Consider the following 13,485-nt stretch of genomic DNA (forward strand, 5'->3'; position numbering starts at 1 on the left):
GGAGCTTTTTCATGAAAGTCTGGCTAATTGCCGTGATGATGAGTGTACTGCCGATGGCTACATCTGCAGGTGAGTCTTTATTGCGTTTACATAATGGCGAGTATGATATCCCTGCCATCATACATTTACCTGAGTCTGAGCAAGCGGTGCCTGCGGTGGTGTTATTACATGGTACCGCGTCACATAAAAATGAGGTAGGAAATCTCTATGCGCGCCTGGCCGAAGCGCTGGGAAAAATGGGTATTGGCTCCATACGTCTTGATTTTGCCGGTACCGGCGATAGCCCGGTGAGCTACCGTAAGTATACGCTTAACAGTGCCGTTCGCGATGCGGGCGTGGCATTGAGCTATTTGCAGTCACAGCCACAGGTGAATAAACAAAAGTTGGGGATTGTCGGCTTTAGCCAGGGCGGGCTGATTGCTCAGTTACTGATTGCTCAGCAGCCAGTGTTTCAATCATTTGTTGCCTGGTCTTCGGTAGCCGGAGATGGTGTGGGCGCGTTTCGCCCGATGTTTGATAAGATGTACCAACAGGCTAAACGTGACGGCTTTGTTACGCAGGAATATACGTGGCGTGCACCGCTGGATATTTCCGTGGCGTGGTTCGAGCAAATGAAGGCCAATAAATCGCTCACCAATATGGCGGATTATAATGGGGCGTTGCTGGCCATCGCTGGCAGTGCCGACAAGGTGGTTCCGGCTGAAAACGCATTGAGGTTAATTAACGCAACACAGGCTTATCCGGCACAGGCCGTTATCATTAAAGATGCCAGTCATATTTTTAATGTGCTGGATGAAAAAGCGGGCGAAGACGAACAGCTATTGCAGTTAACTGTGGAGTGGTTTACGCAAACCTTACACTAGCCACAACAAAACAGGGTGCCATGGCACCCTGTTGTTACAGATTACTTTAAGCTTTGTGTTTCATCACCCGGGCTTTCTGGCGTTCCCAGTCGCGGTCTTTAATAGTGTCGCGCTTATCATGAGACTGCTTACCTTTAGCCAGATAAATTTCCAGCTTTACCCAGCATTTTTTCCAGTACATGGCGGTGGCCACAATGGAGTAACCCTGGCGGTCTCGCGCACCGATAAGGCGGTCGATTTCGCGCTGATTAAGCAGCAGTTTACGGGCACGCTCAGGCTCACAAACAACATGCGTTGAGGCCTGATTAAGCGGCGTGATGCGGGCACCTACAAGATACGCTTCACCGTTTTGGATGATCACGTAGTTATCGGTGATATTCACTTTGCCCTGCCGAATACTTTTAATTTCCCAGCCTTGCAGAGCAATGCCGGCTTCCATTTTGTCTTCGAGGTGGTAATCGTGACGCGCTTTCTTATTGAGCGCGATGGTACCGCTGTTGGATTTATTTTTCTTCATGGCGGCTATTATACTGATTACATAAATGTTGTCTCGCATTTCCTGCGCTGCCCGAGAAAAATTTGCTGCCTTTCTATGTGATCCACAACAGCTTATTTTCAAAATAAATTTTATGGTAAACTCAGCGGCAACTTGCAGGAGTACAAAATTCGTATGCCGAAAATACAGCGCAGCGCTCTGGTTGCTTACAGCGCACAATCCATGTTTGATTTAGTTAATGATGTTGAGTCTTACTCTGAATTTCTGCCCGGCTGCAGCGACAGCAAAATTGTCAGCCAACAGGGTAATGCCATGCAGGCGGCATTGCTGGTTTCCAAGGCGGGGATAAAACAGTGGTTTACCACCCAGAACGTGTTGGATCCTGCTCAGAGTATTAGCATGACCCTGGTGGACGGGCCGTTTAAGCAGTTGAGTGGCGGCTGGACCTTTTCGTCGTTGTCGGAGTCGGCCTGTAAAATAGAACTGTGCCTGCAGTTTGAATTTAAAAGCAAAATGATTGAGCTGGCGTTTGGTAAGGTGTTTAATTCACTTGCCGCCAGCATGGTTAACGCATTTACCCAACGCGCTAAAGTAGTGTACGCCTGATGGATGAACCCATTAATATAGAAGTGGCTTATGCCACGCCCGCCAAGCAGTCGCTGATTGAGCTCACAGTACCGAAAGGCTCAACGGTAGAGCAGGGGATCCTGGCATCGGGCATTACGGATATTCACCCAGAAATCGATATGAAAACGGCCAAAGTGGGTGTGTGGAACCGTGTGTGTAAACCGTCGGTAGAATTGCAGGATGGTGATCGCATCGAAATTTACCGGCCGCTGATTGCTGATCCTAAAGAAGTACGTAAGCGCCGTGCTGAAAAGGCTATCCAGGAAGGGCGTGCCGATAAAGTTACCGGCGGCCGACCCAATACCTTAAAAGCAGATAAACAAAAGGCCGATTAAATCGGCCTTTTTCGTGCAGGTTCATCGCTCAGCGGCCAGGTTCAATCGTGGCGTTCGGTGAGTGTACCAACTGCCAGTACCGGAGAGGCGTCAATTGATTCAGCATCCATCATGGCAGCAATACGCTGCATAGTAGCTATCATCTGGCTCTGTTCCCATTCCGCTAAGTGGTTAAAGCGTTCTACAAAATGCTCCTGCAATGGCCGCGGCGCCGTAGACACCGCCTTTTCACCAGCTTCAGTAAGATAAACACCTACCTTGCGCTTGTCCTGAGTGCTGCGGATTCGGTGCGCCAAATCGCGCGACTCAAGGCGGTCAAGAATATTGGTAATCGTTGCCGGGCTTAAATTAATGCCATCGGCAATTTCTTTTACCATTATGCCTGGTTTTGCTGCGATATTATGTAATACGAGTAGCTGTGGGCCGGTAATGCCCACATCTTTACTCAACTGTTTGCTGCGTAAGTCTACCGCCCGTATTACACGTCGTAACGCTACCAGTAACTCTTCTTCTTTACGCATTAATAGTAATACTCCTGAATGCATTAATTGAGCAGATGCAAAAAGTGTTGATGTTTCTGGAATTGGTCCAGCACATCATTAATCACGCCGTCTTTCGACCAACCCATCAGATCATAATCCTGACCACCTTCTGACAGGTGGACTTCGGCACGATAATACGTTTGGATCGCAGAAGCATCCTCAGGCGCTTCGTTGGTCAGCGTAGAATCGGGTTGTTGGGTTGCAGTTAAGTATACCGCATAAGTAAAGTCATTCTGACCATTAACCAATACCGTCAACTCAACGTGAGTATCACTGGACTGTAAGCTGGCGTCATACTGGCGGCGTTTAAATTCCTCGCACACCTCGTGCAGAGCAGGGTAAACCACGCGTAACATGTAGCCAGACACTTTCTTTTCGTTCGGGAAGGTAACAATTTCACCTAAACGTTCTTTCCAGGGTTTGTCATGCTCAACCACTGCAGTTTGCATTGCGGTAATCGCCAGACTATCCCGTTTGTGCTTCTCAATACGCAATGATTTTAGCAAGCCATACATTGCTACCAACAGAATAATTGAAAACGGCAATGCTGCCACAATTGTCATTGTTTGTAATGCATTGAGTCCGCCAGCATAAAGCAAAACAGCGCCAACAAGTCCAACCCCTAGAGCCCAGTATACACGTTGCCATAATGGCGTGTCGTTACGACCATGGGAGCACAGCATATCAACCACCATAGCGCCGGAGTCACAGGACGTAACAAAGAATACCATCACCATTAGCAGCGCAACAATGCTAATAAAACCACTAAACGGGAAATGCTCCAGAAACACAAATAAGGCAACCGAGGTATCGTCTTTCACCATCGAAGCGAGCTTATCGAAACCTTCGTTAAACACCATGTCGATCGCAGCGTTACCAAAAATCGTCATCCAGAATAAGGTAAAGGCTGTGGGGATCAACAGAACACCCAGAACAAACTCACGCAGCGTACGGCCGAATGAAATACGGGCGATAAACAGGCCAACAAATGGCGCCCAGGCAAGCCACCAACCCCAATAGAAAATAGTCCAGCCGCCGATCCAGTCGGTTTTTTCATAGGCAAACAGGTTAAAGGTGTTACGAATGATATCCGACATATACGCGCCGGTATTTTGTAAATAGGCTTGTAGCAGAAATACTGTCGGGCCCAGTACTAAAATGAATACCAGTAAAACTACCGCGAGTATCATGTTGGTTTCAGACAAGCGTCGGATACCTTTATCCAGGCCGGTCATCACCGAGATAATGGCCAGACCTACCACAAACATCATCAGGGCCATTTGTGTGAAGGTGGTATTGGGCATGCCAAACACATAGCTTAAACCGGCGTTTATCTGACTCGCGCCAAATCCCAGTGATGTGGAGATGCCGAAAATAGTCGCCGTAACAGCCAGAACATCCACTACATGACCTTGCCAGCCATAAATCTTATCGCCAATCAGCGGGTAAAGGGTAGAGCGCAAGGTCAGGGGTAATTGGTGCCTGAATGCGTAATAACCCAGCACCAGAGCCACTACGGCATAGATTGCCCAGGCATGCAGGCCCCAGTGGAAGAAGGTGGTTCTCATGGCTTCTTTTACCGCCTCAACAGTATAAGCTTCTGCTGTGGGCGGCGCCATAAAGTGCATTAACGGCTCAGCAACGCCAAAAAACATCAAACCAATACCCATACCGGCAGCAAACAACATGGAAAGCCAGGTGAGTATCGTAAATTCCGGTTTGGCGTGGTCCGGGCCGAGGCGGATTTCACCGTACTCTGAGAACCCGATATACACAACAAATATCAGGATGGCAGCTACGGTAAATACGTAAAACCAACTGCCGTTTTCCACCACGGCGGCCTGCATGGTTGAAAACAGAGTTTCTGCGGTTTCAGGCATGGCTACTGCAAACAGCAGCAGCATTAGGATGGCGCCTGAGGCTGCGTAAAAGACCGGTTTATTCAGCTTGGCTGGTGCCGGATTTTCGTGCTTGGGCGTAGTTGTCTGACTCAAGTTATATCCTGTTAATTTACGATAAATAAAACAATTTACGTACAATATACAGCAAATCAATGCGTCAAAACACTTTCTTACGAATAATTAGTGTGGAATTAAACGTATGATCCAGCTTGTGTTGATTTACGTAGAGAAATCCCCGTTAATCTCGAAATATTGGTCGATTAATAGTTAGTACAGAAATTTAATATTATTTCTGCTAGGCTATATAGCAATAAAAATGAATCAATAATAAATAATTCAGCTCACTTCAAAAAAATTAGGAACATTGTTTTATGAGAAAAACACACCTTAGTTGTGCAGTCATCGCTGCGCTAGCATCTAATGGCGTGCTTGCCCAGGCAAGCGAATCGAAAGCCTCGATCGAAACCATCGAAGTGACTGCCACCAAGCGTACTGAGTCTATCCAGGACGTGCCGGTAGCGGTATCAGCCTTAAGCGGCGATGCCCTGGAAAACATGGGTATCGACAACTTCCAGGACTACGTAGAGTTTTTACCTAACGTGGTGTTCCAGGGCACCGGCCCAGGCCAGAACGAAATTTATATCCGTGGTGCAGCCACCACGCAATCCAGCATTACGCTGTCGTCAGTTCAGGCACTACAGCCATCAGTTGCGTTTTATCAGGACGAAATGCCAGTTTCTATGGCTGGTCGTAACCTGGATATCTTTGCCACCGATGTTGAACGTGTAGAAGTACTGCCGGGGCCACAGGGTACCCTGTTTGGTGCCAGCTCACAGGCCGGTACGGTGCGTTTAATTACTCGTAAGCCAGACCACGCCGGTTTTTCTGCCGGGTTTGATACAGCCATTGCCACCACTAAAGGCGGTGATATGAGCAATACGGTTGAAGCGTATATCAATATCACGCCAACCGATGACCTGGCACTGCGCGTGGTTGCTTATAATGACAAACAGGGCGGCTGGATTGATAACATCGAAAATGATCCCAATAATGGTGGTTATATCGGCAGTGCGGTGGTGATCGACCGAATATCCGGTGGCTATAATGGTTTGGCGCTGCAAGGCATGGGTGTAGATCCGGTTGCAATGGATAACCGACGAGAAGTGAATGGTTTTGCCCGCAGTGAAGCTTCGGTGATAACGCCGCGTAACAGTGAGCACGTGGAAGATAACTTTAATGACGCGGTCTATGCGGGTGCCCGCTTTGGTTTGTCTTACCACATTAATTCAGACTGGGATTTGCTGGTTCAGCACACCCAGCAAACGCTGGATACCGAGGGTGTATTTGCCTATGACCCAACGGTAGGCGAAAACAAAGCATTGCGTTTTCAGGCCGACGAAAACTCAGATGAGTTTGGTTTAACGACCTGGACAATAGATGGCCGTCTGGACAAGCTCGACGTGGTGTATGCCGGTGGTTATTTAGACCGTGAAATTGATACACTGACCGACTACACTGGTTATACCAACGGTGGCCTGTACTCAGCCTACTATGTGTGTACCCATTATGACACACCGGATAACCCGAACGATGCCCGGTGTCTGGACCCAACCAAATATTATAAAGAAGACACTACCAGCACTCGTATGACCCACGAATTCCGTATCGATACCAAGTTCGATGCGCCGTTCCGTATCACGGCTGGTTTATTTTATGACGATCAGGAAGTCGCGTCGGTAGGTCAGTTTAAAATTGCCAGCCCGGAAATCTTTGAAAACCTCTCTGGCCCGTGGAACAGTCTGGCCGGTGATCGCGGCATAAATAGTAGCGGCGGGCCGTTCTCACCAGAAATCAGTTTTGTGAATGACATTACCCATACCATCGAGCAGGTTGCGGTATTCGGTCAGTTGGAATATGACCTGACTGATACCTTAACCGCCAGCTTTGGCGCGCGCTGGTATCAGATTGATGATACTTACCGCGGTGCAACCTCAACCCGTGACGTAACCGGTCGTCTTGAAGCCTATGGGCAGGGCGTTACCGACCCGAATGTGTACAAAGACTTAGGTCTTGATGGTCAAGGTGTGGTTGATGCCATTGACGATGGTCAGTTGGAAGTGGACCTGCTGGATAACGACGGCGTACTGACCGTGGATGATACCATCATTAAAGTAGGCCTGGACTGGAAAGCCAGCGAAGACCTGCTGCTGTTTGCTAACTACTCGGAAGGTTTCCGTCCGCCGGTTACCAACCGTTTAGGGGGAGATGCAGCAGCTAACCCATCAGGCGCGCCAGCGTTCGAGAACTTCCGGGTACCGGTATACTCCACCACAGATACGCTGGATAACTATGAAGTGGGTATGAAAGGTGATTTCCTCGATGGTATCCTGCGTATTAACGCTACGGCTTACTACTCAGAAATTACCGATCTGCAGACCTCGCGTTTCGACCCGACTAACATCAGCTTTCTGGTATTTACCGACAACGTGGGTGATGCTGAAATTAAAGGTATTGATGCCGATATTACCTGGCTGGCAACCGATGACCTGGTGATTAACTCGGCTTTCAGCTGGCTGGACACAGAGCTTACCAGCATCAATTCGGAGCTTGAAGGTATTGCACCAGGGGTTGGCGCTAAACTGCCATACTCGGCAGATTTCTCGGGTAACATTAACGCGCGTTACTACTTCGAACTGGATGGTGGACAGCAAGGCTTTGTGAATGCATCAGTAGCTTATACCGGTGATCGTTTAGCCGGCATGGTCATGGATGCCTATGTAATGGAAGATGCCACTCAACTTATCTACGGTGCGGGTTCAGGGCTGAAAATTGAAGACGAAGCGGCGGTATTCGATGGTGTGTCTTACCCCGACGCTGACGGTAACACCTTCCGCGGTGGTCGTTACGTGCAGGAAAGCTACGTGATCAGTAACGTGTCGGTGGGCATGACAGATGACAGCTGGAAAGTGGAGCTATTTATCGACAACCTGTTCGATGAGTCGGCTATTCTGAACATCGATACCCAGCAGTTCACACCAAAAGTGGTGACTAACCGTCCTCGCACAGTGGGCGTTCGTTTCTCTTTCGATTATTATTAATAACTGATATTAATAAATAATAAGAACTAAAAGGCAGGCGTGAGCCTGCCTTTTTCGTCATCAGTTAAAAATACAGCAGCCGTTATGACTCAAGATTTTTCAAACCAGTTTCAGGCAATTAAGCAGTCTCTGCAAAGCAAAAACCTCAATGCAGCAATGGGAAAAATCAGCGCTTTGCAAGCGCTTGAGTTACCGGTTGCACTGCGGATCGAACTTTTCTACTTATCAGCTGTAACACAGCGGATGGCAAATCAGTTCAATCAGGCATTGCAGGAGCTTGATGAACTGTTAAATCTGCGGCCGGAACATGGTCGGGCTTATCAGGAACAGGCTTATAATTATCTGGCCCTCAATCAACAGGACAAAGCCGCCAGCGCATTTTTTCGGGCGACCCATTACAATCCGGCGTTGATCAATAGTTGGAAACAATTACTCAACATTTACCGTCAGCACCAGGATAGCACTGCCGAGCAACTGGCAATGCAGCATATTGCCCATCTGGAGCAATTACCGCCTCCCATTCTGGGGGCTTATGATCTGATGTATGAAAAACAGCTCGCTAGTGCAGAAAAAGTCTGCCGTCAGTTTTTACAACAACATAAGCATCATCCCGAAGGGATGCTGTTACTGGCAGAGTTGGGTATTCAACTGAAGGTTTATCACGATGCAGAGTTTTTGTTAGAAAGCTGCGTTGCACTTTATCCGGATAATCTCAGAGCGGTGATTGCTTATCTTGGCCTGCTGGCTAAGCTTGGTAAACATCAGCGGGTGGTGGAAATCAGCGATGAACAGCTGGCTACCTATCCGGACAACTTACAAATTCTGATGGCCAAAGCCAATGCGCTGCTGGGGATTAACCGCACGGAAGACGCCATCGCTATTTTTAGTGCTTTGCTGAGCGTCGACGAGGATCGTCCCGGCGTATGGCTGGCATTAGGCCATGCATACAAAACCACCGGTAATAAACAACAAGCGATTGAGGCGTACCTCAAGGCGGCACACTATCATCAGCAGTTTGGCGATGCTTACTGGAGCCTCGCTAACATGAAATCTTATAGGTTTGACGATAAATCCCTGCAGGATATGGTTGATATTGAAGCACAGTCATCCATCGGTGTTGAAGACCGTGTTCATTTGTGTTTTGCACTGGGTAAAGGGTTTGAGGATGCCGGGCAATTTGAACAATCGTTCACCTACTACGAAAAAGGCAATCGCTTAAAACTTATCTCTACCGGCTACGATATTGCTCGCACCGAAGAAGCGATGGCTGCGCAGGCAGACGCTTGTCGCGGTGAGGGGTTTGCTAACCTTGCTGGCGGTTTCCCGTCACCGGAGCCTATTTTTATTGTTGGTATGCCACGGGCAGGGTCTACCTTACTGGAGCAAATCCTGGCGTCACATTCTGATATTGATGGCACCATGGAGCTGCATAATATCCTTAGTCTGGCTTCTTCTGTCGGGGCGCAATTAAGTGAAAGCGGTAAGCCTTATCCTTATTCAATTGCTGAGCTATCCGCTGAGCAGTGCTATGAGCTGGGCAAACAATATATTCAGCAAACCCGTTACTACCGCAATTCGGCACCATTTTTTATTGATAAAATGCCCAACAACTTTATGCATGTGGGCTTTATTAAACGTATTTTGCCAAATGCTAAAATTATCGATGCCCGCCGTGACCCGCTGGATTGTTGCTTTAGTAACTTTAAGCAACTGTTTGGTGAAGGGCAGGAATTTTCTTACGGATTAGAAGACGTGTCGCGCTATTATCAGGCTTATGAAAAGCTCATGGATCACTGGGATAAAATATTACCCGGTGCGGTATTGCGCGTTCAGCACGAAGATGTGCTGGATGATCTTGAGGGCCAGGTTAGGCGTATGCTGGATTACCTTGGCGTGCCTTTCCAACAAGCTTGCCTGGACTTTCACCAGACCGACCGGTTGATTAAAACGCCCAGCGCAGAACAGGTTCGCCAACCGATTAACCGTAAAGGGCAGGGCCGCTGGCAGCCGTTTGAAGCGCACCTTGGCCCTTTGCTGAAACGCTTTCGCGCTTAGTATTTACGTCGTTGCAGGCCGGTCTCAGCGAGTATTTTTGCTGAGATCTCCTCAATGGAGTACTTGGTACTGTTTAAGAACGGTATTTTCTCTTTACGATATAAATTCTCCACCTCACGAAGTTCCATACGGCATTGCTGAATCGAAGCATAGCGGCTGTTTGCACGGCGTTCCGAGCGGATTTGGCTGAGTCTCGATGCCTCGATAGTCAGGCCAAACAGTTTTTGTTTAAACTGGCGCAGGGCCGGAGGCAGTTTTAGCATGTCTCCCATATCTTCTTCGGTAAACGGGTAGTTGGCGGCTTTTATGCCGTACTGAAGGGCCAGATAAAGGCTGGTTGGTGTTTTACCGGAGCGCGATACTCCCACTAAAATAATGTCTGCTTCTTTATAATCCTTAAGATTTGAGCCATCATCATTAGCCAGTGCGTAGTTAACTGCTTCTATACGAATATCATAAGTTTTTTCATGAATACTGTGAGTGCGATGTTTTTCTGGTTTTGATGGTACACCAATGATCTTTTCCAGTGGCGCTACAAATTGGTCGAGAAAATTGTAGTTAATTCCCACAGATCTTGCGATGACTCGCCGAACATCGGGGTTTACAACTGTGTAAAAAACGAGCGGTCGTTCCCCGGTATCTTGAAAACTTTCAGATATTTTTTCAATTACGGCGTAAGCCTGTGCTTCAGTTTCAACAAAAGGAATTGTCTTGTGATTGAATTCTGTTGGGAAAAGTGACAATAAAGCGTGGCCAAACACCTCTGAAGTAATAGCAGTTCCGTCCGAAATGTAAAATGCAGTGCGCACAACAACTCCTTAACTTTGTCGTAAATTTATTACGAAATGAAATAAAATTTTACTTTCTTATAATCGGCATTTTAGAATTTCCCTATGGAAAAGCCAGCCTGAATTAAAATCAGTGATGGTTTAACCTCTACCCTACAAGTTCGCGCTGAGTGAACGTAAAGAAAAAGTGACAAGCTGGAGGCTGTAAAGTGCAAGAATACGTACTTTGGTATCAAGAGTTAGGCATGCACGATGTGAATCGTGTTGGCGGTAAAAATGCCTCGTTGGGTGAGATGATCTCAAACCTGGCGAACGCGGGTGTAAAAGTACCTGGAGGATTTGCAACAACAGCTTACGCGTTTAATGAATTTTTAGAACAAAGCGGACTTGAAGCTAAAATTCATGAAGTGCTCGACTCGCTAGACGTAGACGATGTATCGGCACTGGCCGAAGCAGGCAAAAATATTCGCCAGTGGATTATCGATACCCCTTTCCAGGGCAAACTCGAAGAAGAAATCCGCACTGCGTTTGTTACCCTGCAGGGTGACGCCGGTGAGGAAGCATCATTTGCGGTGCGCTCTTCTGCCACCGCGGAAGACATGCCGGATGCTTCATTCGCAGGTCAGCAGGAAACATTCCTTAACGTGAAAGGTTACGATGCGGTTATCGTAGCGGTTAAGCATGTGTTTGCTTCCCTGTTTAACGATCGCGCTATTTCTTATCGTGTGCACCAGGGGTACGACCACAAAGGCGTAGCATTGTCTGCCGGCGTGCAGCGCATGGTCCGCAGTGATATCTCTTCGTCTGGTGTTATGTTCACCATCGATACCGAATCAGGTTTCGAAGACGTAGTATTTATTACCAGCTCATTCGGTCTTGGTGAAATGGTGGTACAAGGCGCCGTTAACCCCGACGAATTTTACGTTCACAAACCTACCCTGGATAACGGCAAGCCAGCCATTGTGCGCCGCAACCTGGGCAGCAAATTAACCAAGATGATTTACTCTGAAGATCAGAGCCATGGTAACCAGGTCACTATTGTTGATATCGACCCGGCAGACAGCAAAACGTTCTCATTAACCGATGATGAAGTGATGGCACTGGCTAAACAAGCGCAAATCATCGAAAAACACTACGACCGTCCAATGGATATCGAATGGGCCAAAGACGGTGCTGATGGGCAGCTGTACATTGTTCAGGCGCGCCCTGAAACCGTCCGCAGCCGCGAAGATGCACAAACTATTGAACGTTTCCAGCTTAAAGGCTCAGCAGGCATTGTCTGTGAAGGCCGGGCAATTGGTCACAAGATTGGTGCAGGTAAAGCCAAAGTACTGGGTTCCATCGATGAGATGGACAAGATCCAGGCCGGCGATGTACTGGTGACTGACATGACCGATCCGGACTGGGAACCGATCATGAAAAAAGCCTCGGCGATTGTTACCAATCGTGGTGGCCGTACCTGTCATGCCGCTATTATTGCCCGCGAGCTGGGTATTCCTGCCGTGGTAGGCTGTGGTAACGCCACGGATAGCATTAAAACCGGCGACGCGATAACCGTATCCTGTGCAGAAGGTGATACCGGTTATATTTACAATCAGGAACTGGAGTTTGATGTCACCACGTCACAGATTGATTCCATGCCAGAATCACCTACTAAGGTGATGATGAACGTGGGTAATCCGGATCGTGCTTTCGATTTCGCCCGTCTTCCACACAAAGGGGTCGGTCTGGCGCGTCTGGAATTCATTATTAACCGCATGATCGGCGTGCATCCTAAAGCACTGCTGAATTTCGATACTCAGCCAGAGGAGCTGAAAGAAGAAATCAGCGATATGATTGCCGGTTACGAGTCGCCTAAAGAGTTTTACATTCAGAAACTGGTAGAAGGTATTTCCACTATCGGCGCGGCGTTCTCGCCAGAGAAAGTGATTGTTCGTATGTCTGACTTTAAGTCTAACGAATACTACAATCTGGTTGGTGGTTATCAGTATGAGCCGGACGAAGAAAACCCGATGCTGGGTTTCCGTGGCGCCAGCCGGTATGTATCGGAAGACTTCCGTGACTGCTTTGCGCTCGAGTGTGAGGCCATTAAGCGCGTTCGCAATGTAATGGGCTTAACCAATGTTGAGATAATGATCCCGTTTGTGCGTACCGTAGACGAGGGTCGTCAGGTAATCGAACTGCTGGCTGAGCAAGGCCTTAAGCAAGGCGAGAATGGTTTACGCGTTATTATGATGTGTGAGCTGCCTTCCAATGCGTTACTGGCTGACCAGTTCCTCGACATCTTCGATGGTTTCTCCATCGGCTCTAACGACATGACGCAGCTGACCCTGGGTCTGGACCGTGATTCAGGATTAATTGCCCATTTGTTTGAAGAGCGCAATGACGCGGTTAAAGCATTACTGGCTATGGCTATTCAGGCCGCTAAAAAGCGCGGTAAGTATGTGGGGATTTGCGGACAAGGCCCGTCTGATCACGAAGACTTTGCAGCATGGCTGGTAGAGCAGGGCATTGACTCCGTATCTCTTAACCCGGATACGGTGGTAGAAACCTGGTTGTACCTGGCGGAAAAACTAGGATAACCAGTGGGTGTAATGAAAAGGCCAGCGTAAGCTGGCTTTTTTGTGCGTGTAGACACGGTTCCACTGTAGGTGGTGCTGGCCGGGTGGATGAGAGCACGGCCGTTGAAAAACTTCCTTCTACTTCATCCAGTTAAATTAAATTCATTGCTATTTACGGGGATCGCTATACTCTAAAGGCTCTTCGTTTTGTCATTTATC

The 13,485-nt window shown here is 48.1% G+C and carries 10 protein-coding genes; 6 read left to right on the forward strand and 4 right to left on the reverse strand.

The genetic code is table 11. The features are described 5' to 3' along the window. Positions 1-11 precede the first annotated feature (11 nt). On the forward strand, positions 12-863 hold the full coding sequence (locus AC2T0J_RS17145; protein ID WP_489806981.1) for an alpha/beta hydrolase family protein: 852 nt from the start codon (positions 12-14) through the stop codon (positions 861-863). Between the two features lie 46 nt (positions 864-909). Here the strand turns inward: AC2T0J_RS17145 and smpB are convergent, their stop codons facing one another. Further along, a complete protein-coding gene (gene smpB / locus AC2T0J_RS17150) occupies positions 910-1,380 on the reverse strand; it encodes an SsrA-binding protein SmpB (RefSeq protein ID WP_489806982.1) in 471 nt (156 codons plus the stop codon). Positions 1,381-1,533: 153 nt separating this feature from the next. Between smpB and AC2T0J_RS17155 the strand changes: the two genes are divergently transcribed. After that, positions 1,534-1,965 (forward strand): type II toxin-antitoxin system RatA family toxin, encoded by a 432-nt coding sequence (locus AC2T0J_RS17155; protein WP_489806983.1) that lies wholly within the window; start codon positions 1,534-1,536, stop codon positions 1,963-1,965. Beyond that, on the forward strand, positions 1,965-2,321 hold the full coding sequence (locus tag AC2T0J_RS17160) for an RnfH family protein (RefSeq protein ID WP_489806984.1): 357 nt from the start codon (positions 1,965-1,967) through the stop codon (positions 2,319-2,321). The genes AC2T0J_RS17155 and AC2T0J_RS17160 overlap by 1 nt, the downstream gene beginning before the upstream one ends. Positions 2,322-2,362: 41 nt before the next feature. Here the strand turns inward: AC2T0J_RS17160 and AC2T0J_RS17165 are convergent, their stop codons facing one another. Next, a complete protein-coding gene (locus tag AC2T0J_RS17165; protein ID WP_489806985.1) occupies positions 2,363-2,842 on the reverse strand; it encodes a MarR family winged helix-turn-helix transcriptional regulator in 480 nt (159 codons plus the stop codon). 23 nt (positions 2,843-2,865) lie between these two features. Then, positions 2,866-4,857 (reverse strand): BCCT family transporter, encoded by a 1,992-nt coding sequence (locus AC2T0J_RS17170; RefSeq protein ID WP_489806986.1) that lies wholly within the window; start codon positions 4,855-4,857, stop codon positions 2,866-2,868. A 278-nt stretch (positions 4,858-5,135) separates the two neighbouring features. Between AC2T0J_RS17170 and AC2T0J_RS17175 the strand changes: the two genes are divergently transcribed. After that, positions 5,136-7,862 carry a TonB-dependent receptor gene (locus AC2T0J_RS17175; RefSeq protein WP_489806987.1) on the forward strand — a complete coding sequence of 909 codons (2,727 nt, stop codon included), beginning with the start codon at positions 5,136-5,138 and terminating at the stop codon, positions 7,860-7,862. Between the two features lie 84 nt (positions 7,863-7,946). Continuing rightward, positions 7,947-9,917, forward strand: coding sequence for a tetratricopeptide repeat-containing sulfotransferase family protein (locus AC2T0J_RS17180; RefSeq protein ID WP_489806988.1), 1,971 nt, complete (start codon positions 7,947-7,949; stop codon positions 9,915-9,917). Here the strand turns inward: AC2T0J_RS17180 and ppsR are convergent. Then, on the reverse strand, positions 9,914-10,726 hold the full coding sequence (gene ppsR / locus AC2T0J_RS17185; RefSeq protein ID WP_489806989.1) for a posphoenolpyruvate synthetase regulatory kinase/phosphorylase PpsR: 813 nt from the start codon (positions 10,724-10,726) through the stop codon (positions 9,914-9,916). The genes AC2T0J_RS17180 and ppsR overlap by 4 nt on opposite strands. A 188-nt stretch (positions 10,727-10,914) precedes the next feature. Here ppsR and ppsA point away from each other — a divergent pair, with 188 nt between their 5' ends. After that, entirely contained in the window at positions 10,915-13,287 is a 2,373-nt protein-coding gene (gene ppsA / locus AC2T0J_RS17190) for a phosphoenolpyruvate synthase (protein ID WP_489806990.1), read from the forward strand. The last annotated feature ends 198 nt before the right edge of the window (positions 13,288-13,485 follow it).

Source organism: Alteromonas sp. ISO5, assembly GCF_058105165.1.

Excerpts from the sequence above, each read along its gene's own strand:
- AC2T0J_RS17145 (WP_489806981.1), top strand. The coding sequence starts at position 12 with ATGAAAGTCTGGCTAATTGCCGTGATGATGAGTGTACTGCCGATGGCT.
- smpB (WP_489806982.1), bottom strand. The coding sequence starts at position 1,380 with ATGAAGAAAAATAAATCCAACAGCGGTACCATCGCGCTCAATAAGAAA.
- AC2T0J_RS17155 (WP_489806983.1), top strand. The coding sequence starts at position 1,534 with ATGCCGAAAATACAGCGCAGCGCTCTGGTTGCTTACAGCGCACAATCC.
- AC2T0J_RS17160 (WP_489806984.1), top strand. The coding sequence starts at position 1,965 with ATGGATGAACCCATTAATATAGAAGTGGCTTATGCCACGCCCGCCAAG.
- AC2T0J_RS17165 (WP_489806985.1), bottom strand. The coding sequence starts at position 2,842 with ATGCGTAAAGAAGAAGAGTTACTGGTAGCGTTACGACGTGTAATACGG.
- AC2T0J_RS17175 (WP_489806987.1), top strand. The coding sequence starts at position 5,136 with ATGAGAAAAACACACCTTAGTTGTGCAGTCATCGCTGCGCTAGCATCT.
- AC2T0J_RS17180 (WP_489806988.1), top strand. The coding sequence starts at position 7,947 with ATGACTCAAGATTTTTCAAACCAGTTTCAGGCAATTAAGCAGTCTCTG.